The organism is Bacillus chungangensis, assembly GCF_030812995.1.
Classification (GTDB): domain Bacteria; phylum Bacillota; class Bacilli; order Bacillales; family Bacillaceae_C; genus Bacillus_CF; species Bacillus_CF chungangensis.
The window spans coordinates 74,934-99,070 of record NZ_JAUSTT010000011.1 but is presented as its reverse complement, the minus strand read 5'-3'; the positions used below and the strand labels follow the sequence as shown (position 1 = coordinate 99,070).

The window sequence follows — 24,137 nt, the reverse complement described above, 5'->3', positions numbered from 1 at the left end:
GTTTGTTTAAAGAAATGGGGAATCGAACAATGAAAAAGCTTGAGTGATTGAACGTTCGATCCCCTCGTTTTTCAAAGGGATTTTTGCAGGGAACCTAAAGGTCATGATGATAATGAGTTCACTGTTTGGGAGCTGAAGCAATGCCAACTTTTGTTGAAAAAAGAATGTTACGCTATTCCCTATATGGGCTAATGGCAGTATCGTGCGTTTTACTAATTGTCATTTATTTTTTTTATTGGTGGATGACGGTGATTGGGATTGTTGTACTCAGCGGTTTATTTTATATGCTATTTTATGCTGAGCAAAAAATCCATTTAGAAATGGAGCATTATATCACAACTTTATCGCATCGAATAAATAAGGTTGGCGAAGAAGCGGTGATGAATCTGCCTGTAGGCATCATGCTCCTGAATGATCATCTTGATATTGAATGGGCAAATCCTTACATGATTTCTTGCTTTAAAGTATCAACACTTATCGGACGATCTTTATATGAAGTCGGCGAACCGTTAGTACCAGTAGTAAAAAATGATGTAGATACGGAGATCATTACACTGCATAAGCGCAAGTTTCGTACTATTTTTAAACGTGAGGAAAAGCTGCTTTATCTTTTTGATGTAACAGAACAAAGAGAAATCGAAACACGCTACCAAGAGGAACGAACTGTAATCGCTATTATTTATCTCGATAATTATGATGAATGGACGCAAGGAATGGATGATCAGACGAAAAGCAGCTTGAATAGCTTAGTAACGTCCATGCTTATTAACTGGGCTCAAGCTCACGATTTGTTCCTCAAAAGAGTGTCATCTGATCGTTTTATTGCAGTTTTAAAAGAAAAAACTTTGCGAGAGCTAGAAAAAAATAAATTTTCCATTTTAGACGCCGTTCGTGAAACAACCGCAAAGCAAAATGTGCCGCTAACCCTTAGTATTGGTATTGGGTGCGAGGTTGCTTCCTTGCCGGAGCTTGGAGCACTTGCACAATCAAGTTTGGATCTCGCATTGGGACGCGGCGGCGACCAAGTCGCCATCAAGCGTCCTAGCGGCAAAGTTCAATTTTATGGCGGCAAAACAAATCCAATGGAGAAAAGAACGAGAGTAAGAGCGCGTGTTATTTCACATGCATTAAAGGAATTAATGATTCAAAGTGATAAAGTGTTCGTAATGGGACATAAATTTCCTGACATGGATGCAATTGGCGCTGCCATAGGGATACGAAAAGTGGCTCAAATGAATCAAAAGGAAGGCTATATTGTATTAAATTTTGACGAATTAAATAAAGGCGTCGAAAGGCTCGTAGAGAAGACGAAGCAATATCCTGAATTATACTCTCGTATTATTACACCAGAGGAAGCGTTTAACATTGTGACAGAAAATACATTAATTGTTGTTGTTGATACGCATAAGCCTTCCATGGTGATGGAGGAAAGATTGTTAGGTAAAGTTAACCATGTTGTTGTCATCGATCATCACCGCCGTGGTGAAGAATTCATTCAAAACCCAGTCCTAGTCTATATGGAGCCTTATGCTTCATCAACAGCTGAGTTAGTAACAGAGCTGCTTGAATATCAGCCTAAGCATGATAAAATTAATATGTTGGAAGCAACCGCTTTGTTGGCTGGAATTATTGTCGATACGAAAAGCTTTACTCTACGCACCGGATCACGAACGTTTGATGCTGCTTCCTATTTAAGATCATTTGGAGCAGATACAGTGCTTATCCAGCAATTCCTCAAGGAAGACATTAAGACTTTCATGAAACGAGCAGCATTAATTGAAACTGTTGCTTTTTATCGAGAAGGAATTGCGATTGCAAAAGGTGATAATAAGACAATTTATCATCCAGTCATGATTGCCCAAGCAGCCGATACACTGCTTTCAATGGATCGTGTCAGTGCTTCTTTTGTCATTTCAAAGCGCGAGGAGAATGTGGTTGGCATCAGTGCCCGCTCCTTAGGAGAGATTAATGTCCAGATCATTATGGAAACACTTGGCGGCGGCGGACATTTATCTAATGCAGCGGTTCAACTTAAGGATATTACAATTGAAGAAGCTGAGCTTCAATTACAACAAGCAATTGAAGATTATGTTGAAGGAGGAAAAAAAGAATGAAGGTTATCTTCCTAAAAGATGTAAAAGGGAAAGGAAAAAAAGGTGAAATTAAAAATGTTGCTGATGGATATGCCAACAATTTTCTTATTAAAAATGGCCATGCTGTCGAAGCAACACCTGGAAATATAAAAAGTTTAGAAGCACAAAAGAAAAAAGAACAGCATATTGCAGCTGAAGAACTTGCAGAAGCGAAAAAGCTAAAAGAAAAGCTTGATGCTTTAACAGTGGAGTTAAAGGCGAAATCTGGTGCAGGCGGACGTCTCTTCGGCTCTATCACAAGCAAGCAAATTTCAGATGCATTGCACAAAAGCCATGGAATTAAAATCGATAAGCGCAAAATGGAAATGGATGCCATTCGTGCTTTAGGCTATACAAAGGTTCCAGTAAAACTTCATACTGAAGTTACCGCAACATTAAATGTCCATGTAACAGAAGAACAATAACGAAGCCTTGCCAGCACTTATTTTTAAACATACAATAAAGCAACAGGACGAAAAAGAAAAAAATGTGATCTACTTCATGTCGGTCACATTTTTTCTGTGAATATGATATTTCTAAAAGCATATAAAGAAATAAAATGAATCAGGCTCTTAAATTACAGTCTATCTTTCTATAGGAAGGGGGTTCAATCATGAGCGATTATCTTGCTGATCGAGTGCCGCCGCAAAATATTGAAGCGGAGCAGGCTGTACTTGGAGCGATTTTTTTAGAGCCCGCTTCTTTAATATTAGTTTCTGAGATTCTGATTCCAGAAGATTTTTATCGAAATAGCCATCAACTGCTTTTCGATGTCATGTTAAAGCTCAATGAGGATGGGAAAGCAGTTGATGTCATTACTGTAACGGAGGAGCTGTCATCTGCAAAACAGCTTGAGGATGTAGGTGGACTTAGCTATTTAAGTGAATTAGCTGGTGCTGTTCCTACTGCAGCCAACATCGAATATTATGCGCGAATCGTCGAAGAAAAATCATTGCTGCGCAGACTCATTAAAACTGCTACAACAATCGCCCAAGACGGCTATGCCCGTCAAGATGAAGTAGAAGAAGTCTTGGATGAGGCAGAGCGCAATATAATGGAGGTTGCAAACCGCAAGAATACGAGTGCTTTTCAAAATATAAAAGATGTACTCGTCAAAACCTATGACAATATTGAATTGCTTCATCATCGCAAAGGTGATGTAACTGGCATTCCGAGCGGCTTCTCTGAATTAGATAGAATGACAGCAGGGTTTCAACGAAACGATTTAATCATTGTAGCTGCAAGGCCTTCTGTTGGTAAAACAGCTTTTGCGTTAAATATTGCCCAAAATGTGGCTACGAAAACAGAGGAGAATGTGGCTATTTTTAGCTTAGAGATGGGAGCAGAACAGCTTGTAATGAGGATGCTTTGCTCCGAGGGCAATATCAATGCCCAGAATTTACGGACAGGAACATTGACGAGTGAAGATTGGCGGAAGCTGACAATGGCAATGGGAAGCCTTTCTAATTCAGGAATTTTTATCGATGATACACCAGGCATTCGCATTAGTGAAATTCGCTCGAAATGCCGAAGGCTAAAACAAGAACATGGCCTAGGCATGATTCTTATTGATTATTTGCAGCTCATTCAAGGGAGCGGACGTATGAAGGAGAACCGGCAGCAAGAAGTATCAGAGATTTCTCGTTCTTTAAAAGCACTTGCTCGGGAACTGGAAGTGCCGGTCATCGCCTTGTCACAGCTCTCCCGTGGAGTGGAGCAAAGACAGGATAAGCGGCCAATGATGTCTGATATTCGGGAATCTGGGAGTATCGAGCAGGATGCCGATATCGTCGCATTCTTGTATCGGGATGATTATTATGACAGCGAGTCAGAAAATAAGAACATTATTGAGATCATCATTGCCAAGCAGCGGAATGGCCCTGTTGGCACCGTTCAGCTTGCATTTGTAAAGGAATATAATAAATTTGTTAATTTAGAGCGGCGCATGGATGATGTATCCATTCCGCCTGGTGCATAATAGAGAATATTGCAAGCTTCGTTCTTATCTGCGTCTGAAAGCCATTTTCAGGCGTTTTTTTTGTCTTAAAAAAATGAAACATTTACCAGCAATGAACGTAAGAGAATAAAGGAGGTGGGAAGATGATGAATATCATTTTCTGGATTATCGTAAGCATCCTGCTTGTGATCGGAAGTATTTTTGGAATCGGCATTTGGTTATATCATAGAGACATTACAAAGGAAGATCCCGAATATGTGCTTCAATTTTTAAAGGGTCAACGTCAATCGAACGATGTATCTTTCTATGTACGATTCAATGGAGAACCGTTAGTGAAACGCAATCCGCATACGAAACTCCCTCTCGCCAGTACAGTAAAATATATGGTGGCAGTTGAATTTGCCCGGCAAGCGGCTGAACGTGAAATAGACACGAAGCAAAAAGTCAGTTTGGAAGAGCTGGATCATTATTATATTCCTAAAACAGATGGTGGTGCTCATGAAGCTTGGTTAGAGCAAATAAAAAAAGACAATCTCACAGATGGGAAGAGTGTCGCTTTACTTGAAGCAGTAAAAGGGATGATGTTATTCAGCTCAAATGCAAATACGGATTATCTGATCCGCGTGCTTGGGCAGGAAAAAATCAATGCAACGGTAAAAGCGATGCATAAAGATGCGCATGATCCATTGTATCCAATAGTAGGTGCATTATTTGTACCACTATATATAAAAGAAAAGCAGCAGCTTTCGAATAAAGAATTGCTGACTGTTATTCAAAACATATCGATGGAAGAATATCGCGAGCTTGCGATTGCCATCCATGAGAAGTGGACGACAGAGCCGCCTACAGAAGAAAAAAAGAAAGCGCTGCTAAAAATCATGAATATGAAGATGCAAAAGGTATGGTCGGATCGTTTGCCAGCAGCAACAACAAGTGCATATATTGACATGCTTCAAAAGCTTAACAGCAAAGCAGATTTCAGCAAGGAGATGTATCAATATCTGAAAGAGTCTATTGAACATTTAATGAAAAGTCCAGCAAATCAAGAATGGCTGCAGCATGCAGGTACTAAAGGGGGCTCCACTGCATTTGTTAGTACAGATGCTACTTATGCTACTGATAAAAAAGGGAATACGACAGAATTTGCTTTGTTTGCCAATAATTTGAAATTAAAGGAACAAATGAAGCTGACCCGAAACATGAACGGATTCAAATTAAAAATATTAACAGATGCTACGTTTAGAGAAAAAGTGAAAGCAGCACTGACAGAATAAAAAACGAACAAATTAAGATTACCATTCATAAATGTTCGTGTTTTACATTGACCTTTTATAGGAGAAGCTGATAAAATGAAATTGTTCATAGGTTCATTACGTCATTCGCCAAAAATAAAAAGCGGATACAAAACTTCGTGATGAAAGTAAAGCAGCCATGATGAAACCAAATTTTTCTAAAAATGATAAATCTAGCGGAGGTGCTTTCAATGTCTTCAGTTGTTGTTGTAGGTACACAATGGGGAGATGAAGGGAAAGGCAAGATCACAGATTTTTTATCCGAAAATGCAGAAGTAATTGCACGTTACCAAGGTGGAAACAATGCCGGGCATACGATTCGTTTTAATGGTGTTACATATAAGCTCCACTTAATTCCTTCTGGTATTTTTTACAAGGAAAAAATCAGTGTTATTGGAAATGGGATGGTTGTCGATCCGAAAGCACTTATTCAAGAATTAAAGTATCTTTATGATCAGTCCGTTTCTACAGATAATTTGCGCATAAGCAATCGTGCTCATGTTATTCTTCCTTACCACTTAAAAATTGATGAAGTGGAAGAAGATCGTAAAGGCGCAAATAAAATTGGCACAACAAAAAAAGGAATCGGTCCAGCTTATATGGATAAGGCTGCTCGTGTCGGCATTCGAATTGCAGACCTTTTAGACCGCGAAGTATTCGAGGAAAAGCTGGCTCGCAACCTTGAAGAGAAGAATCGTCTTTTAGAACGTTTTTATGAAACAGAAGGCTTTACATTAGAAGAAATATTAGATGAGTACTATGAGTACGGCCAGCAAATTAGAAAATATGTTTGCGATACGTCCGTTGTGCTAAACGATGCTCTAGATGAAGGCCGTCGTGTGTTATTCGAAGGAGCACAAGGTGTTATGCTTGATATTGACCAGGGCACTTACCCATTTGTCACTTCTTCTAATCCGGTTGCAGGCGGCGTGACGATCGGTTCAGGAGTTGGCCCATCGAAAATAAACCATGTGGTAGGAGTATCAAAAGCATATACAAGCCGTGTCGGTGATGGCCCATTCCCAACAGAATTACAAGATGAAATCGGAGATCAAATTCGCGAAGTAGGCCGTGAATATGGAACGACTACTGGCCGGCCACGCCGCGTTGGCTGGTTCGACAGCGTCGTTGTTCGCCACGCACGCCGTGTGAGCGGCCTGACAGATCTCTCTTTAAATTCAATCGATGTTTTAACAGGGATTGAAACACTCAAAATCTGTACATCATATCGCTATAAAGGAACCGTTTTAGAAGAATTTCCTGCAAGCTTGAAAGTCTTGTCTCAATGTGAGCCTATTTATGAGGAACTTCCAGGGTGGACGGAAGATATTACAGGCTGCCGTTCCCTAGATGAGCTGCCAGCTAATGCCCGCCATTATGTAGAGCGTGTGTCACAGCTGACTGGCATTCCAATATCCATATTCTCTGTCGGACCTGATCGTTCACAAACGAATGTCGTCCGCAGTGTCTGGAGACAGTCTTAGTAGCGTAGAGGCTAGCCCAATTGACCAATTAATCGGTTGGGCCGCCTCTTATTTTTCTTTTTATGAAAGGGGATAAGTCACATGACAGAAGCTATTACAATCAACTTGCCAATTTTAGCACATGAAGTACCTGATTTAAGGGAATCAATCGGTTGGGAGCGTCGCAAGCATGATTATCCAATCCTATTTGAACGCTGCCAATTTTGGGCTGGGAAGCGTGACAATAATGGTATTTTAATTGCGTTTGGCTATTTAGCTGGCATGGGGCTGCAGCATGGATATATGGAAGATATCATGGTCCATCCTAGCGTTCAGGGAAAGGGAATTGGTACCGCATTAGTAAAAACGCTGTTAGCGGAAGCGGAGCGAACTGGAATAGAAATTGTCACCTTGACTTATGATAGCAAGCATACAGATTTTTATAAAAAATGTGGTTTTACATTCTGCCACGGAGGAGTGTGGCGTCCAAATCATATGTAGCGGAGAGAGAATGATGTAGATTTTTACTTAGCAAAACTGGTAAAATCAATAGTCTTCAGCGTTATCGTTGTAAATGTTGTAGAAAGACGTTTTAGGATACAACAAATACGGTTCTTTACCGTACTCGAAAAGGGAACGAATGAATTACTTTCGTAGAATGTATGTTAAAAGGCTATTGCCTGTGTAAATCTGCTAAAATCATAGGGGTTGTTGGGTTGCGCTTTTTTATTGGAGACAAAAGTTGCTAAATGCTCTCACTTGGTTCTTGTTAGTAGTAAGCCGCAGTAACGAGAGTACAAAACATAATATAAAAGAATTTTCAATTGTCATCATTTATATTTGAAATGACAGACACTTATGATAGCTAACGTTTGTGAACATTCAATTTGCAGCCCTTTTTCCCATAATCGGGCAGAGTAGTTAGCCCTTATTGAAAGGTGTGTATTTTGTGGAACTGAAGGAACTAATCAATTTTCTAAATCAATTAGAAAGCAGTCATATATTTTATAAGCTCAATAAAGTGAGAAATGAAGCAATTATGGTTGAAATTGCTGTTCCAGGACAACGTTGGGAAGTTGAATTTATGGAGGATGGTACAGTAGAAATCGAGAAATTCATAAGCGATAAAGATATGTATGATGTTAGAGAGTTAGAAACACTTTTTAAGTACTTTAATCATTAATCATACATATATTAAAATGACATATACGTTTTTCTAATGGGAACAGGGAAACTCGAAATAAAATGTGTTTCCCTTCATATCTTTCAATTTTCAACATTAAATTTTAGCACAGTCATCAGAAAAACAAAAAATGATAATTTTTGTCGAAAAGTATTGCTTTTTATCGCTGTAATATGATAATATAAATCTCGTTGTTACAAAAATAACTGGTCCCGTGGTGTAGCGGTTAACATGCCTGCCTGTCACGCAGGAGATCGCGGGTTCGATTCCCGTCGGGACCGCCATTGTTTTATAATAAGTTTCACGGCTCGGTAGCTCAGTCGGTAGAGCAATGGACTGAAAATCCATGTGTCGGCGGTTCGATTCCGTCCCGAGCCATATAAAAAAGTCCTGCGACGACATCGACTCTCGCAGGGCTTTTTCTTTTTATCCCACATCTAACTGGCAGTAAGACCCCCACCACAAGAAGAATCAAGCAGTCTAGGTGGGGGATAACTGAAAGTCAAATGTCCGATTGGTTCGGGCCTACGGGATAAGGAAAGCTTCTTGAATCAACATCGCACGAAGAAAAAGTGAACTTCTTTTTCGAGGACGTCGCGCTTTTAGCTTGAGATCCTTTGTATGGGGGACGAAAGAAAAACCCCACTCATAGAAGTTTCACTTTATCTAGGACTGGCAGCTGGAAGTATTTTAATATGTTGACTTGTGATTTTCTTATCGGAAAATGAATAATAATCCCTATTGTTTGTTACAAAAACGAAAAGAAAAGTCCATTTTATACCAAATAATGCTTTTTCCATTTCTCTCCTTCTAAAGATGCGATCATGGCGTGTTTATTCGTTTTCAACGACTTTTAATGAATTACAATTCATTACAATAAGATAGTAAAATGTCACTAATTATACATTTCTGTTACATTGTGACTACCAGTCTAAATAAATCTTTGTTTTATGTTATTGTATTATAGAGATTTGCTAAATAGAGAGAAAGTTATTAGGAATAGGGAGTTACTTTATCCCACATCTAACTGGCAGTAAGACCCCTATCTCAAGAGTAAGAGGAATTGAAGAAGCGCTAGTGGGGATAACTGCCAGTAAATGTCCGATTGGTTCAACTAACCATCAGTGGGGGATGAGAGAAAACCCCACTGATGGAAGTTTCACTTTATTTTTTAGGAGGAAATTTTAGATGAATTGGAGAGGCAACATTTCCAATAGAACATGCAGTTTTCCAAAAGAAGGCAGGATGAAACGAACAGCCGATTTAGCGAAAAAATTAGTGATTACCGGAATTCTTCTTTCCTCAATAACAATGACGGCTGAGGCATCTGCAACAGCTTTAGAAAAAGATTTGTCAACTGTGTATCACGTATATATCGGCAAGGAGTATATGGGAGCAGTGACAGATCAAAACCTTGTAGAAGATTTGCTTCAGCAAAAAGTAAGCAATACTGAAAAAGAATTTGAAGGACTACATATAGATATTAATAAAAAACTTACATATGTACCGGAACAGGTTTTCCGTCCGATTGCAAACAATGAAGAAACGATTGAAAAAATTGAACAAAGCATTGTCATTCAAGCAGATGCGATTGCGATAAAAATCAACAATCAGCCAGTGGTATATGTAAAGGATGAAAGTGAAGCAAAAGCTGTTTTAGACAAGCTTCAATACGAGTACGTTTCAGAAGCGGATATAAGAGCTTTCGAGATGCAAAAAGAGCTGGATGCTTCTCTGCCAGCACTAGCTGAAAATGAATCGCGCATCGTAAACGTAAAATGGAAAGAAAACGTTTCCTTGGAACCTGCAAGAGTGGAGCCTAATAAAATATATACACTAGAAAAAGCGTTATCGTTTTTTAGTGGAGCATCACAAGAAGCGGTTCATACCGTTGTTGAAGGAGACGGATTTGAAAAAATTGCCAACAAATATAGTCTCAGCTCTGAGCAATTGAAAGCATTAAATCCAGGCATTAATGAAGAATCAATTGAAATCGGCCAAACCTTCCGTGTTGCTGTTTCTGACCCAATGCTTCATGTATTAGTTGAAAAAGAAGCTTATACTGTTGAAACGCTCGCCTACGAAAAGGAAGTTGTAGAAGATAGCACGATGTATAAAGGCGAGACAAAAATCGTTCAAGAAGGAAAAGAAGGAAAAGTTGCTCATACTTATATCATTAAGGAAGAGAACGGCATCCAAAGAGAAAAAAATATCATAAAAGAAGAAATTTTACAAGAGCCGGTAAAGCATATTGTGCATAAAGGGACGATGGAAGTGCCAGCTGAAAATGGAACGGGAACTGGCAGCTTTACTTGGCCAGCCAATGGAGGCTATATTTCCAGCAAACAAGGCTACCGCTGGGGGAAGATGCATAAAGGAATCGATATTGCCCGCCCAGACAGCTACGAAATTAAAGCTGCTGATAACGGGGTTGTCGTATCAGCTGGTTTTGACAATGGAGGCTACGGAAACCAAATTATCATTGATCATCATAATGGCTATAAAACAATGTACGCACATTTAGATTCCATTGCCGTAAGTGTTGGAGATACAGTTACCCAAGGCCAGCAAATCGGGATTATGGGACAAACAGGCGACTCAACAGGCACACACCTCCATTTTGAGGTTTACAAAGACGGAGCATTACAAAATCCATTAGATTATCTATAAGAATGGTGTTGTTCAAGGAGACGTCATAAGCGCAGACGCTTGATCGCTGAATTGATCAAGGCGTCAACGTTAAATATTGCTCTGTAGACATAAAGAAAACATCTCTAATATTTGATAGAGGTGTTTTTTTTCATAAAAGAACATTTTACCATTCCGATAAGAATGGATTTTCAAGGAACGAAAGAGGCGTTTTTATCTTTTATCTAACGATTCGATTTAGCGGAAAAAGCGGTTTTTTTTCGAGGATCGTTTGGAGTTTAGAGAAGAGGTCCAGTGATGAACTACGTATAATAGAAAGCGGAAAAAAATGATAAATTCATAGCAGCAATGCTTATGTTATGATTAGGAGAGATAGGATAGGATGAATCCGTTCCATTGTTTAATCGATGTTGGCAGGAACGATAGATGTTTTTCTTGCCTACTCACAATCAGACAAATGCCTACTTCCATCAGAAGTTATGGGAGTTGTAAATAATGGTTTTTTAGGAAAGCATTTTCAAAAATTAGCTCTTACTAGGTTCAGCAGTATCTTACTATTTTTAGACGTTTTACTAAGCAAAAATGGCGCTGCAGAAAAGATAAATAAGAAGCGGTATGGTAAAATGGGAAACCAAAGGAGATCTAAATGATGAATAAAAAAATCTTAGTTGTTGATGATGAAAAGCCAATTGCAGACATTTTGCAATTTAACTTAAAAAAAGAAGGATATGAGGTTTACTGTGCCTATGACGGTGAGGAAGCATTGCAGCTTGTCGAGGAGATTAAGCCTGACTTGATTTTACTAGATATTATGCTTCCTAAACGTGATGGGATGGAAGTATGCCGCGAAGTGCGAAAAAAATACGAAATGCCGATTATTATGTTGACAGCAAAGGATTCTGAAATTGACAAAGTATTAGGATTGGAGCTTGGCGCTGATGATTATGTGACGAAGCCATTTAGCAACCGTGAATTAATTGCCCGCGTTAAAGCGAATATTCGTCGCCACCAACATGTTGCGAATCAAACCGAGCAAGAAGAAAATGGTGAAATCGAAGTTGGCTCTCTTGTCATACATCCTGAAGCCTACGTTGCCTCAAAACGAGGGGAAACGATTGAACTGACACATAGGGAATTTGAATTGCTGCACTACCTTGCTAAACATCTAGGACAAGTAATGACCCGTGAGCATCTTTTACAAACTGTTTGGGGATACGATTATTTTGGCGATGTTCGAACCGTTGATGTAACTGTTCGTCGGCTGCGGGAAAAAATTGAGGATAATCCAAGCCATCCGGGCTGGCTTGTAACAAGAAGAGGAGTAGGCTACTATTTGCGCAATCCTGAACAGGAGTAATGAAACATGAACAAAGTAGGTTTTTTTCGCTCTATTCACTTAAAATTTGTTTTAATCTATTTGCTGCTGATTATTTTAGCTGTGCAAATTATAGGCGTCTATTTTGTTAGAAAGCTTGAAGATCAACTCGTCAGCAATTTTAAACAATCCATAGAAGGCCACATCAATTTACTTGAATATAACTTGCGTGAAGAAATGACAAAAGAGCGAGATGAGAGCGATCCATCCCTTGGAACGGAAGTTAAAAGTATTTTATCTGACTTTATTAGTTCGGGGATTGCCGAGGTTCGTGTTATTGATAATCGAAGTATCATTGTCGGCACTTCGGATCCAAACAATCAAGGAATTGTTGGGCAAAGAACGACTGAGTTTATGGTAAAGCGCGCTCTTGCCTTAGGATCAAAAGAAGATAAGATTTATATAGAGAAGAAAACAGGACATCGAATTTGGGTTCTTACGTCACCGATCAAATCCAAGGGGGAAGTAATCGGTGTCATCTATCTCGTTGGGACAATTGAAAATGTTTTTAAACAAATGAACGAAATTAACGGAATCTTTATCACTGGTACGGCTATCTCAATGGTGATTACAGCCTTGCTTGGAGTGCTTCTGGCTCAAACGATTACAAGGCCGATATCGGATATGAGAAGACAGGCATTAGCGATGGCAAAAGGGAACTTTTCTCGAAAAGTAAAAGTATATGGCCACGATGAAATTGGACAGCTTGCTTTTTCGTTTAATCACTTGACAAAGAAATTGCAAGAAGCCCAAGCAACAACGGAAGGAGAAAGGCGCAAGCTATCAACAGTGCTTGCCTTTATGACTGATGGCGTCATTGCAACAGATCGAAGAGGTCGTGTCATTTTAATAAACACGCCAGCTGAAGAGATGCTGAATGTTCCACGTGAAACAGGTTTATCACAGCCGCTTGTGTCGCTTTTGGAACTCGATGATCGTTATACGTTCGAAGATTTGCTTACAGAGCAGGAATCTGTCATTTTGGATTACAGTACGAAAGAGCGGCATTATATTTTAAGAGCCAATTTTTCCGTAATGCAAAGAGATACTGGTTTTGTCAATGGCGTCATTGCGGTGCTCCATGATATTACCGAGCAGGAAAAAATTGAAATGGAACGACGTGAGTTTGTAGCTAATGTTTCTCATGAACTGCGGACACCATTAACGACGATGCGAAGCTACTTAGAGGCATTAGCTGAAGGTGCTTGGCAAGATAAAGAAATTGCTCCTCAGTTTTTAAATGTGACGCAAAATGAAACGGAACGAATGATTCGGCTCGTAAACGATTTGTTGAAACTGTCAAAAATGGATAATGCTGATTATACATTAAAGAAAAACTGGGTGGACTTTGGTGAATTCTTTAGCCAAATTATTGATCGCTTTGAAATGACAAAACAGCAGGATGTTACGTTTAAACGGGAGCTGCCTAAACATTCCATTTTAATGGAGATTGATGAAGATAAATTGACACAAGTAATTGATAACATTATTTCTAATGCTTTAAAATATTCCCCAGAAGGTGGACAAGTCTCATTTAAAGTAAAAGAAAAGGCAGAAGAGATTGAAGTGAGCATTTCAGACCAAGGGATGGGGATACCAAAAGAAAATCTTGATAAGATATTTGAACGGTTTTATCGTGTTGATCGTGCACGTTCACGACAAATGGGAGGAACAGGGCTCGGTCTTGCAATCGCAAAAGAAATGGTTGCAGCCCATGGTGGGCAAATTTGGGCGAAGAGTGTGGAAGGGTGCGGAACGACTATTTATATCACCCTTCCATATGACCGTTCACAAGAGGATGATTGGTCATGAAGTATGAAAACATCAAAAACCTGATATTAACCATTCTTGTCGCCATTAGTGCTGTGTTGTCATGGGCGATTTGGACATACCAGCCCCATTATGACACGATTGAAAGTGAACTTGTTCACGAAGTATCTATTTCGGATCAAAAAGATGTTTCTGCTTTAATAAAACCAATGAAAGTATTGTATCATCAACCAGAAAATCACTATGGTACTGTAAAAGAAGAAAAAATTGGAAAATGGCTGACAGAAATACAGAGATGGAATTTTTATGATATTGAAGATGGAAAAGTGTTAAATGCACACGATTTGAAGCAATTGGTGCAAGGAAGAAATACGGTTGAAATTGTGTATCCAAATGTCATCCCTTTTGATTTATATAAAAATGTTCTCCACTTTGATGGAAAAAGCAATCCTTCTTTTGAATTTAATCGGATTTTGATTCAATTTCCAAATGAAGCATACAAAGACTCTGCAGTATATTTCCTTCACGATGAAGAGCGTAAAATATATGAGGGGCATGTAAATTCAGACATTGCGAATTTAGAACCGCAATTGCTTGCCGAAATTGGCGACTATGAACCTTATATCGCTCATACAATCAATGAAACACAGACAATTTACTTGCCAGAGGCAGAAATAAAAATGACACGCTATAAATACTTGCCGGATTTTATTGATCCAGATAAGTTCAAGTATGCTTTGTTCGGTGATCCGAGCTCAGTAAAAAGAGATAAATTGCCATATTCAGATGAATATAAAAATGATACAAGTTTAATGACAGCAGATCACATTTACAATAAGATCTTATATGTAAATCCTGACCGAGAACCAGATCTTTCAATTGAGAAAGAATTTTTAATTAGCAGTAAAGATCTCTTGAAAAAAAGCATTGACTTCGTAAATGAACATGGAGGATGGACAGATAATTACCATTATTTTTCACTAGATTTATTTGAACAAAAAGTAATTTTTAGACTGTTCCTAGAAGGCTATCCTGTCTTTAATGAAGACGAAATGGCCGAGATTAAGCAGTATTGGGGGAAAGAAGAGGTCTTTAAATATACACGGCCTTATTTTACTTTAAATATTCCGCTGCCGTCTGAGTCAGAGGAAGTGACACTTCCAGATGGAGAAACGGCGTTGAATATGCTGCTTGCTGATGATGCGTTTGAAGCAGAAATGCTTCATGATATGGTGATTGGTTACAAAATGTCGAAGGATTCTCAACATGATAAAGTACTCATGCTTGAACCGTCATGGTACTATAACTATGCAGGCTCATGGGTTCGTCTTTCAACGGATGATATAGGAGGGCTGTCACATGGATTGGAATAAAACTAAAACGATTTTTATTATTGTGTTTCTCATCCTAGATTCGTTTTTAATGTACCAATTCATGAAAAAACACTCCACGAATCAATATGAAGTGATCGCAGATTTATCATTTGAAGAAAAGCTGAAAGTCGATGGCATAGAATACGTTGAGCTTCCGAAAGATTTGATTCAGGATCAATATATGAGTGCAAAAAGCAAAATTTTTACTGACGAAGAAGTCAATAAATTATCAAAACAAAAAGTGAAGGTAACAGAAGAAACTGTTCTCAAATCTAAACTAGACGTGCCATTGGAAATCAAGGATGATTTTGATCCTGAGCAGATTGATGATTTTGTTAAGGACAATGTTATTAACGGAGAGCAATATCGTTTTTGGAAGTATGATGAAGAGGAACAGCTGATTATCTATTATCAGGAATATAAGGATCGTCCCTTTTTCAAAAATCTTAGTGGCCATTTAGTTTTTCAATTAAATGAAGACAAAGAAATTACTGAGTATGAGCAAACAATGCTTGATTCTATTGAGCCTTTGCGTAATAAAGAAGAGGTTCTACCTGCCTTCAAAGCGATTGAAACTCTTCATCAAAAAGGAATGTTAAAGCCAGATAGTAAAATTACTGAGATAGGGCTTGGCTACTCTACCCTTGTCTATTTAGGAACATCACAAGTCTTAACGCCAACATGGCATGTTGTTGTCGAAAGAAAAGGAACAAAAGAAAACCTGCTTGTCAACGCTTTTGAAGGGCAAATCATTCAAACAAATAATGAAATAGAATTGCAAGCTAAAAGTGGAAGGGAGATCGATCTTGAACAATGAGGAAGAAACGAGCATCGTTAGCACTTCCTTCTTATTCGTGAAAGCTCCCTTTCACTTTTGTAGTGACATTCCTCGCGCCAGCATGTATAGAAAAGGAAGAGTGAGAGGTGATAAATAATGACGATGTATTTTAGTGTTCTTGCCAGTGGAAGTACGGGGAATGCAATGTATGTAGAATATGGTGAGCATGCTTTTTTAGTTGATTGCGGTTTAAGCGGCAAACAATTAGAGGCGCTTTTTCAAAAAATTGACCGCAAGCTGAATCAGTTAAGCGGCATATTAGTAACACATGAGCATACTGACCATATTAAAGGATTAGGTGTCATAGCACGAAAATATAAACTTCCCATCTATGCGAATGAAAAAACGTGGCGAGCGATGGAAGGGGCAATCGGTGTAGTAGATTCAGAGCAAAAATTCCACTTCGAAATGGAAACGGTCAAATCATTTGGCGCCCTCGATATTGAGTCATTTGGAGTATCGCACGATGCTGTCGAGCCAATGTTCTACGTTTTCCATGCGAATGGGAAGAAGCTCGTTCTTATGACAGATACCGGTTATGTGAGTGATCGGATGAAGGGGATTATTTCCAATGCGGGCGCCTTTGTATTTGAAAGCAACCATGATGTAAGAATGCTGCAAATGGGACGCTACCCTTGGAATATTAAGCGGCGGATATTAAGCGATGTTGGCCATATTTCTAATGAGGACGCAGCGATCGCACTGAGTGAAATTATTGGCGAAGAGACGAAACGTGTTTACTTAGCTCATTTAAGCCAAGATAATAATATGAAGGAACTCGCACGGATGAGCGTCACGCAAACACTAGCTTCACGTGATATTATCGTTGGAGAGCAATTTGATTTATATGATACCGATCCGAAAATCCCAACTCCATTAACAGCAGTGTAAAAATACATACTTAAAAGCGGCTCAAAGAGAACCTAATGTGTTGTTTTTGAGCCGCTTCTTTATTTTTCCCAACCCCAAGAGTTAGATAATTTCTCGACTGCTGGATAGGCACTTATAGATGTTTCCAGATGACTCCATTTTGAATATTTTCTCATAGAAGAAAGTGCGAGTTTATGGAAAATCTTATTTCTTTTTCATCAAATTTTAATGAATGGCAATTATAATAATGACTATAAGAGATACACTATAATAGGTTGTTCAAAAAGTCTGAGAAAATGCTGATATAGCATCATTTTTGAACACTTAGACATATCAGCTCTAATCTAATACTTGCATTTGAGACTCGTTTGCAAGCAGACTTTTACTGCTTATGATAGACCCGTCAGGAGATGTTTTAGAAAGAAAGTATATAGAAAGGAATGATATCGATGGGTTATTATAATCAATTTGACGAGGAAAAAACCAAAAAACAATCAGGGAATAAGTTAGGCTATTTCTTTTCCGGCTTTATTGGAGCTATCATTGGTGCAATGCTATTTGCTATTATTTTTCCTCATATCTCAGGCGGATTCTTGAACCAAAACGGGATGTCGGAAAAGAATATCGAACAATCGAATGAGGCAGCCAGCGAAAAGAATTTACAAAATGTAAGTCTTGATGTGACAACCGACGTTACGGAAGCAGTTGCAAAATCGAGCAATGCCGTTGTAGGGATTACGAACATTCGTGCACAAAGCTTCTGGTCACAAACGCAGGAAGCAGGTACAGGCTCTGGCGTTATTTATAAAAAAACGGATGGCAAAGCATTTATTGTAACAAACAATCACGTCATCCAACAAGCCGATCAATTAGAAGTAACATTGGCTGACGGTACGAAAGAACCTGCGAAGCTTCTCGGTAAAGACGAATGGACGGATTTAGCAGTGGTTGAGATTGACGGAAAAAATGTTGATACTGTTGCTGAATTTGGCGATTCAGATGCATTAAAGGCCGGTGAACCAGTGATTGCAATCGGAAATCCCCTAGGGTTACAATTTTCCGGCTCTGTTACCCAGGGAATTGTTTCCGCAACAGAACGTACGGTTCCAATCGACGTAAACAATGACGGACTAGTCGATTGGCAAGCAGAAGTAATCCAAACAGATGCAGCCATCAATCCAGGAAATAGCGGCGGTGCTCTTATTAATATCGCAGGTCAAGTAGTTGGGATTAACTCGATGAAAATTGCGCAGAGTGCAGTTGAAGGCATCGGCTTCTCCATTCCAATCAATTATGCCCAGCCGATCATTCAGGATCTCGAAACATATGGAGAGATTAAAAGGCCATCGATCGGAGTTGCCCTTCGTAACGTCAATGAAATACCAGCATACCACCAACAAGAAACATTAAAACTACCAAAAGACATTACCGAAGGTGTCATGGTTGAACGAGTATTCTCTGGATCAGCAGCACAACAGGCAGGGTTACAAGAATTTGACGTCATTGTGGAACTAGATGGAAATCCAGTCAACAATGCGATTGAGTTAAAAAAATATCTATATGATAAGAAAAAAATCGGCGATGATCTAAATATGAAAATCTATCGTGCAGGCAAATTACAGGAAATAACCGTGAAACTCACTACTGAAGGACAGGTATAAAACATCCTGATGTGGATAAATGACCGATACTTTTGTGGATAATGTGAATAGATCATTGGGAATATTCTTTTTGGGGATAAATTAAAAAGCAGGCATCTAGTAATAGATGAACCTGCTTTTTTTCTTGTATTGTTCATTGCTAATGGTTAAAATGTGGATAAGTAACGTTTGTGCAAATCAAAAAGGAAGTTGTGTGACAACAAATGAAAGATGAACATATCTCTATTTATTGCTGTAAAGAGCACATAGAACTAGGATTAGATGACATTGTCAATAAATATGAAACGCCGCCAATATTACAGGCGTGTAAAACAGAAAAAGAATTATCCACAACCTGTGAATACTGTGAGGATAAGTCAGCATATATTGTGACGAACGCACATTCTCACACAAAATCTAGCTCAGTGTTGTGAATATGTGGATAACTTTTGTGGATATCATGTTTGTAGAGTGAGGATAAACTGTGAATATAACCATTATAGCGGTAGGAAAATTAAAAGAAAAATATTTAAAACAAGGAATCGACGAATACGTAAAACGACTATCAGCCTATGCCAAAATCCAAATCATCGAAATCCCCGATGAGAAAGCCCCGGAAGAACTAAGCGAAACCGAAATGCGCCTCGTCAAACAAAAAGAAGGCCAACGAATCATCGCTAAAATCCCGACCGACGCCCACGTGATCGCACTAGCTATCGAAGGCAAAATGAAAACCTCCGAACAGCTGGCAGCAGACCTAGAGCGGCTCATGACATACGGAAAAAGCAAAATCGCGCTTGTCATCGGCGGCTCACTCGGCCTAAGCGAAGACGTACTCGCAAGAGCCAACGAGCAGCTATCATTTTCAAAAATGACCTTCCCACACCAATTGATGCGGTTGGTGCTTGTGGAGCAAGTGTATCGGGCGTTTCGGATAATGAGGGGGGAGCCGTATCATAAGTAACTGCAAACCTTTATTAAAGTTTAAATATAAAATTATTTGATAAGAGACGATCAGATATTAATATGCAGGAACGCAGTAAATAGTATTTCAAGGGTAAGATTTTAAATCGTTTGGTATGTTCTAATATAAGAATGTAAACTTATTATTGCTAAAAGGAAACAGGTATAATGAAAACACAGTTAACAGTGATTATGGAGACTTATAGAAATAATTCGCTTACAGATTATATAAAGCCACAGAAATTTTTTATGCCATTTGAATATATAGAGGACCAGGAATACAAACGTCGCACTACTGTTGAGCGTGTAAATGCTTATTTAAAGGAATACTTCCAACTAGATAATGTTTGATACCGTTCCAGTAAACGAGCCAAAGTCCACTTCGATTTAGTGGTACTAGTTTATAATGTATCAAGGTTAGCTACAGATAGAATCAATGCCATTTTAAACCAACAACAAGTCGCATAAACTAAAAAAATTTTTAAAAAAAGTCTGTGTTTCTTTAAAAAAAGTAATTATGAAATTATTCAAATAATAAGAATAAAAATTAAATTAGAGAAATAAAAAAGTCATCCATCTACAAAAGGTGACTTTTTTATTTTCCCTTTTTTCCACTAGGTCAATGATTTCTCTAATTCATCTATCTCTAAAGTATCAGCGATTGATATGGCTAAAGTTTATATTTTGTCTTTTTTGATTAGCTAATTTCTTCTGCCTCGTGTCCCCAATATGGCAAGCGTACCTTTAAACGTTACAGCACTTATATGCGTATGATTTCAGTCCTTCCTTTGGAAGCACGTTAGGTCTTTATTTATGTAAAATCTCATAAATGGAAGGATATGTAATGAGAAATGAAAGTAGCGGTGTGGAGATAACTTGTACCGAAAAATTGTGAAGTCTTTAGTAAGGAGAAGAACGGCAGATGCATTTTGCAATAGAAAAGTGGCTCTTACATAATGTTGGGGAAAGTCAATTTTTTGTGGTTAGATAGAAGCAATTTCGCATTTTATCCTGTTTTTCGAGCAGGGGAAGTCCGTAAAAACCGAATAATTTACATTTATTCATTTTGATTATAAGTTCTTTCATCAAAAGAACGTAAGAGCCATTTCTATTTAGCAATAAACAAATTTAATCTAAATTTCGTACACCCCTCTATGATTTGTGATTCAACATTGCTTCTGGTTAAAATTAAGATGACAACATGTGTCTCAAAGTATTGATTGTAGTTATCAAATTGCGTGACTTTTGTGTAATAATTAAATATACAAAAAAGGAATACCTTTTCTTGATATAATTAAGTTACCACAAAAAATTCATAAGAAAAGAAGTCTTCCTATTATTCACGTATGCTAAGAAGTACGAAGATTTACTCACTGAAATTCCTCGTGATTATAATGGTGGTTTAGACAACCGCCCTTTTACACGATTTAAAAAGTCTTTAGGTAATTAAATAGGAATATAATATGATTTATAAAAATTTAAAATTGCCAACGGTATTTATTGTAAATAAAGGATGATACATGTATATTCTTAATATACATATGTATTTCAAGGCCAATATGAAAAGGGTATGGGGTGTAATAAATGGATAAATTAACTAAAGGGACATGGATTGTAAATACTGTCAAACATCTTGGGGAATTAAAACAAAATACGACAGAACTCTCTTTTTTTGAAGCAACAGAGCAGGCCGGAAAAGCAGGCGCCTTCTTGGGACGTTTAGTAGCTGATCAACAGGAAATAGTAGATATTAATAGTGCAAAGATATTTGCACGTCAATCTAGTATTTCCCCTGCTGAGTTAGTAACATATTTAGATTATCTAAAAAAAGAGGAGAAGGTTGATTATAATGTTGATGTATTGGGGAGACCTAAAGAAATTGAAGTTTACTGTTTTTCAGGTAAAGAGGCACTCGAGACTGTCTCCTCATTATATGATAAACTTAGTCCACACGATGAGGAGCAAGCTAGCTTACTTGGTCTAAATGAAACCTTTATACTACCTCGTTATCCAGTAGAGTTAAAAGAAGCTCTTACGAAAAAAGGGATAGGCGAGGAATGTGCTGACACTACTATAAAGCTTCAGGAAATCTTTGGATTGGTAAAGTCTAGTGGTAAGGGTGAAGAAATAGTTTTATATAATGAATATTCTTTTAGTGGTGATCCCCATCGAGTAACAAAGGCTTTATCATCATTAAAAGACTCTGAACGAGAGATGGTACAAGAAATACAAAAACTAATAACTGATAATCAGGGTTTTCTAGCAGATAGTATTCCTACAAATATTAAGCCAGAAATAATATTAATGATGGAAGGTGTTGGATTATTAGATGGAGTCACAGTTCAATCTCCTATTGGTTCAGCAACATTCTTTACAACTCCCCACTTAAAGGGACAGGGGGTAGGTAATTTTAATTTATCAGAAGATGTCTTCCATAAGGCTAAGGTGTTATTGAGCTGTTTGCGATTTGGGCAAACAAAATCAACTTGGGGAAGAGGAAAAATTTCCACTCTCGACAAAATGTTAAATATCATAAATAAATTATTAAGAGGTCAATGGGTGGGGCCGGCTACTGCGATTGGACAAGACTATGCATTACTCGAGATAGATGGAGTTATCCAGACTAGGTCGGCTACCCCTTATGGATTCGAGATGAAATTACGCCAACAAGAGGTAGGAGAACTTGTCCGTCAAATGATTACATATAATAAAGTAACTCTTGAGGTGGGAGAAAATATTGGAGATTTGTTAAATTATCAGCCAACAGGATGTATTATACCTGAAACAAGAAAAAATCAAATTTTAGCAAAGTCAACTGCTCCTGTTGAATCTATGCGAAATAAATTGCTTTTGACTTTAAGGACGGGAGGGGAAGTAAGGTGAACATTTCTAGTAAAACAGATAGAAAAGGCTTTGGATTTGAGTATACTATCTCAGATATGTTTCAAAGTCAGGGTTACCTTGTCCGAAGGAGTGTACCATTACAATTTGGTACGACAAATCAAGATGCCACGGATATTGATGTTTTGGGAATAATGTTTACAGGACTGTTTCAAAAACATAGAATAGTGTGTGATTGTAAAAATAAAGCTAGGGCTAAACCATATGAAAGAATCTTTTGGGCAAAGGGACTTGGTGAGTTCGTAAATACCTCAAATGTATTTGTAGCTCTAAATAAAACTCAATCAGAAATAATTCGTTTTGCAGGTACTGGTGGTGTAAAGGTATTAACTAGTGATATAATTTCTAAATATACGAGCTCTAATTCTCCCCATGGGTTAGCAGATGCATCATATTATGAGGCATATGAAAAAACTCTGGAAAAAATTTCCAAAAGAAATAGGGTAATAAATAATATATTTTCAAATTTTAAGAAGCTTTATCTAAATGAGAATCCCTACCTTGCATTAAATATTGCTCTTGCTTACTTAGAAGAGGTTTCAAAAGAGCTTCAGTTGTACACAGATAGTAATGATGAATTTAATAAAGCACTAAGATTCCTTGCCTGCGAACTAACCACTATTGTTGGTCTCCAACTACTTTGTATTTGTTCTGATGTTCTTAGTCTTCCTGAAAACGTTAGAAGGGAGCATATTATAAACAAATTAACATTTGGTGAAATGGAACCAAGAGCTGTAAAGGGTATAATAAAAAATGCTAAGGACTTGGCTAATGAGATTGTTAAGTCATCAGTACCGAAGTCTGTTGCACCAAAGGAAGTAGATTTTGGTGAAATCACAGTTCCCCCATATACTGATAGTTTAATTGGTTTAGTAGAGAGGGCTTTATTAAGACCACAAATGTATTTAAGAATGCCTCAACTTCTTGACTTTTTGTTATTCGAGCAAGGATTTAAAGGTAAAGAGTATACAGACGAAGAATTTATAAAAATTTTTGGACACAGTATGTCTGATGAAAGAATGAAGGCATCTCGAAATGTATTGGCATTTGTTAAAAGTTTTTGTGGAATTGATTGGAAACATATTTGGGAAAAATCTAACAATAACGAAAGTATCCAACCAAAAGCTACAATTGTTAAAACAGAGTCAGTAGTAACGGAGGAAAAAAACGAGACAATATCAACAACTGAGGCACAAGTATTAACTTCAAGTAGAGATGTATCTAATCAATCTATTAATGGAAAGGCTAATACTATCAGTGATGAAAAAGGGTAGGAGCAGTTAGTTAATGAGCAACAAATTAAGTCTCATAATAAAAAAATTGATAGCAGAGATAAGCGAGACAATACCATTTACTATAAAGATTAGTGGTATTGTCTTTCTTTTATATTTTAATAAATACTTTTAACTTGATTTCTTGTCTTGAAGATATACTGTGAACTGTACAAAAGTAATCACATAGTTATTTTTCTTAGAAACGTCAAAGTACGACTTAATGTCTCTAAAGTTTCTTTGTTTAGTCTTATAAGTTATAATGAGTGTCTTTTTTTATATAAGGTCTAGTTTACAACATTTTAAGAGTTGGTATTTTTAGGGGAATTGTTAGTACCCCAAAAGCTCAACTCAATATTAAAATTTAATCAATATTTATAAAAATTTGTATAATGAGGTGAGTTGACATGTCTTTATGATGTATAATAACTAGAGTTTTCTTGAAAAGGGGTTGAGTGAG

18 protein-coding genes, 2 tRNA genes and 2 pseudogenes are annotated in these 24,137 nt (G+C 37.8%); all 22 read left to right on the top strand.

What is annotated here, in order from left to right:
- Nucleotides 1-140 precede the first annotated feature (140 nt).
- Nucleotides 141-2,114, top strand: a complete 1,974-nt coding sequence (locus J2S08_RS10580) for a DHH family phosphoesterase (RefSeq protein WP_307229317.1) — start codon at nt 141-143, stop codon at nt 2,112-2,114.
- A complete protein-coding gene (rplI, locus tag J2S08_RS10575; protein WP_307229315.1) occupies nt 2,111-2,557 on the top strand; it encodes a 50S ribosomal protein L9 in 447 nt (148 codons plus the stop codon). Before J2S08_RS10580 ends, rplI begins: the two co-directional genes overlap by 4 nt.
- A gap of 188 nt (nt 2,558-2,745) precedes the next feature.
- Nucleotides 2,746-4,110: a replicative DNA helicase gene (gene dnaB / locus J2S08_RS10570; RefSeq protein ID WP_307229313.1), complete on the top strand. Its 1,365-nt coding sequence runs from the start codon at nt 2,746-2,748 to the stop codon at nt 4,108-4,110.
- A gap of 122 nt (nt 4,111-4,232) precedes the next feature.
- Entirely contained in the window at nt 4,233-5,363 is a 1,131-nt protein-coding gene (locus J2S08_RS10565) for a serine hydrolase (protein WP_307229311.1), read from the top strand.
- A gap of 209 nt (nt 5,364-5,572) precedes the next feature.
- On the top strand, nt 5,573-6,865 hold the full coding sequence (locus J2S08_RS10560) for an adenylosuccinate synthase (protein ID WP_307229309.1): 1,293 nt from the start codon (nt 5,573-5,575) through the stop codon (nt 6,863-6,865).
- A gap of 81 nt (nt 6,866-6,946) precedes the next feature.
- On the top strand, nt 6,947-7,345 hold the full coding sequence (locus J2S08_RS10555; RefSeq protein WP_307229307.1) for a GNAT family N-acetyltransferase: 399 nt from the start codon (nt 6,947-6,949) through the stop codon (nt 7,343-7,345).
- 38 nt (nt 7,346-7,383) lie between these two features.
- Nucleotides 7,384-7,601: pseudogene (locus J2S08_RS22515) on the top strand (IS1595 family transposase); the annotation flags it as partial.
- Between the two features lie 192 nt (nt 7,602-7,793).
- Nucleotides 7,794-8,027, top strand: a complete 234-nt coding sequence (locus J2S08_RS10545) for a hypothetical protein (RefSeq protein ID WP_307229305.1) — start codon at nt 7,794-7,796, stop codon at nt 8,025-8,027.
- A gap of 208 nt (nt 8,028-8,235) precedes the next feature.
- A tRNA-Asp gene (locus J2S08_RS10540) sits at nt 8,236-8,311 on the top strand.
- Nucleotides 8,312-8,332: 21 nt separating this feature from the next.
- A tRNA-Phe gene (locus J2S08_RS10535) sits at nt 8,333-8,405 on the top strand.
- 810 nt (nt 8,406-9,215) lie between these two features.
- Nucleotides 9,216-10,697, top strand: a complete 1,482-nt coding sequence (locus J2S08_RS10530) for a M23 family metallopeptidase (protein WP_307229304.1) — start codon at nt 9,216-9,218, stop codon at nt 10,695-10,697.
- Nucleotides 10,698-11,322: 625 nt separating this feature from the next.
- On the top strand, nt 11,323-12,033 hold the full coding sequence (gene yycF, locus J2S08_RS10525) for a response regulator YycF (RefSeq protein ID WP_307229303.1): 711 nt from the start codon (nt 11,323-11,325) through the stop codon (nt 12,031-12,033).
- Between the two features lie 6 nt (nt 12,034-12,039).
- On the top strand, nt 12,040-13,863 hold the full coding sequence (gene walK / locus J2S08_RS10520; protein ID WP_307229302.1) for a cell wall metabolism sensor histidine kinase WalK: 1,824 nt from the start codon (nt 12,040-12,042) through the stop codon (nt 13,861-13,863).
- Nucleotides 13,860-15,194, top strand: a complete 1,335-nt coding sequence (locus tag J2S08_RS10515; protein ID WP_307229300.1) for a YycH family regulatory protein — start codon at nt 13,860-13,862, stop codon at nt 15,192-15,194. The genes walK and J2S08_RS10515 overlap by 4 nt, the downstream gene beginning before the upstream one ends.
- Nucleotides 15,181-16,011, top strand: a complete 831-nt coding sequence (locus J2S08_RS10510; protein ID WP_307229298.1) for a two-component system regulatory protein YycI — start codon at nt 15,181-15,183, stop codon at nt 16,009-16,011. Before J2S08_RS10515 ends, J2S08_RS10510 begins: the two co-directional genes overlap by 14 nt.
- A gap of 117 nt (nt 16,012-16,128) precedes the next feature.
- Complete coding sequence (locus J2S08_RS10505) at nt 16,129-16,923, top strand: MBL fold metallo-hydrolase (protein WP_307229296.1); 795 nt, start codon at nt 16,129-16,131, stop codon at nt 16,921-16,923.
- Between the two features lie 428 nt (nt 16,924-17,351).
- Nucleotides 17,352-18,563 carry a S1C family serine protease gene (locus tag J2S08_RS10500; protein ID WP_307229295.1) on the top strand — a complete coding sequence of 404 codons (1,212 nt, stop codon included), beginning with the start codon at nt 17,352-17,354 and terminating at the stop codon, nt 18,561-18,563.
- Between the two features lie 203 nt (nt 18,564-18,766).
- Nucleotides 18,767-18,976 carry a CxxH/CxxC protein gene (locus tag J2S08_RS10495; protein ID WP_307229293.1) on the top strand — a complete coding sequence of 70 codons (210 nt, stop codon included), beginning with the start codon at nt 18,767-18,769 and terminating at the stop codon, nt 18,974-18,976.
- A 50-nt stretch (nt 18,977-19,026) separates the two neighbouring features.
- Nucleotides 19,027-19,506 carry a 23S rRNA (pseudouridine(1915)-N(3))-methyltransferase RlmH gene (gene rlmH / locus J2S08_RS10490; protein WP_307229291.1) on the top strand — a complete coding sequence of 160 codons (480 nt, stop codon included), beginning with the start codon at nt 19,027-19,029 and terminating at the stop codon, nt 19,504-19,506.
- A 278-nt stretch (nt 19,507-19,784) separates the two neighbouring features.
- Nucleotides 19,785-19,973: pseudogene (locus tag J2S08_RS10485) on the top strand (transposase); the annotation flags it as partial.
- A gap of 1,116 nt (nt 19,974-21,089) precedes the next feature.
- Entirely contained in the window at nt 21,090-22,388 is a 1,299-nt protein-coding gene (locus J2S08_RS10480) for a hypothetical protein (protein ID WP_307229289.1), read from the top strand.
- A complete protein-coding gene (locus J2S08_RS10475; protein ID WP_307229288.1) occupies nt 22,385-23,680 on the top strand; it encodes a hypothetical protein in 1,296 nt (431 codons plus the stop codon). Before J2S08_RS10480 ends, J2S08_RS10475 begins: the two co-directional genes overlap by 4 nt.
- Nucleotides 23,681-24,137: the final 457 nt, after the last annotated feature.

Bases quoted from the DNA above. Each gene is read 5' to 3' on its own strand.
- J2S08_RS10580 (WP_307229317.1), top strand. From the start codon at position 141: ATGCCAACTTTTGTTGAAAAAAGAATGTTACGCTATTCCCTATATGGG.
- rplI (WP_307229315.1), top strand. From the start codon at position 2,111: ATGAAGGTTATCTTCCTAAAAGATGTAAAAGGGAAAGGAAAAAAAGGT.
- dnaB (WP_307229313.1), top strand. From the start codon at position 2,746: ATGAGCGATTATCTTGCTGATCGAGTGCCGCCGCAAAATATTGAAGCG.
- J2S08_RS10565 (WP_307229311.1), top strand. From the start codon at position 4,233: ATGATGAATATCATTTTCTGGATTATCGTAAGCATCCTGCTTGTGATC.
- J2S08_RS10560 (WP_307229309.1), top strand. From the start codon at position 5,573: ATGTCTTCAGTTGTTGTTGTAGGTACACAATGGGGAGATGAAGGGAAA.
- J2S08_RS10555 (WP_307229307.1), top strand. From the start codon at position 6,947: ATGACAGAAGCTATTACAATCAACTTGCCAATTTTAGCACATGAAGTA.
- J2S08_RS10530 (WP_307229304.1), top strand. From the start codon at position 9,216: ATGAATTGGAGAGGCAACATTTCCAATAGAACATGCAGTTTTCCAAAA.
- yycF (WP_307229303.1), top strand. From the start codon at position 11,323: ATGATGAATAAAAAAATCTTAGTTGTTGATGATGAAAAGCCAATTGCA.
- walK (WP_307229302.1), top strand. From the start codon at position 12,040: ATGAACAAAGTAGGTTTTTTTCGCTCTATTCACTTAAAATTTGTTTTA.
- J2S08_RS10515 (WP_307229300.1), top strand. From the start codon at position 13,860: ATGAAGTATGAAAACATCAAAAACCTGATATTAACCATTCTTGTCGCC.
- J2S08_RS10510 (WP_307229298.1), top strand. From the start codon at position 15,181: ATGGATTGGAATAAAACTAAAACGATTTTTATTATTGTGTTTCTCATC.
- J2S08_RS10505 (WP_307229296.1), top strand. From the start codon at position 16,129: ATGACGATGTATTTTAGTGTTCTTGCCAGTGGAAGTACGGGGAATGCA.
- J2S08_RS10500 (WP_307229295.1), top strand. From the start codon at position 17,352: ATGGGTTATTATAATCAATTTGACGAGGAAAAAACCAAAAAACAATCA.
- J2S08_RS10495 (WP_307229293.1), top strand. From the start codon at position 18,767: ATGAAAGATGAACATATCTCTATTTATTGCTGTAAAGAGCACATAGAA.
- J2S08_RS10480 (WP_307229289.1), top strand. From the start codon at position 21,090: ATGGATAAATTAACTAAAGGGACATGGATTGTAAATACTGTCAAACAT.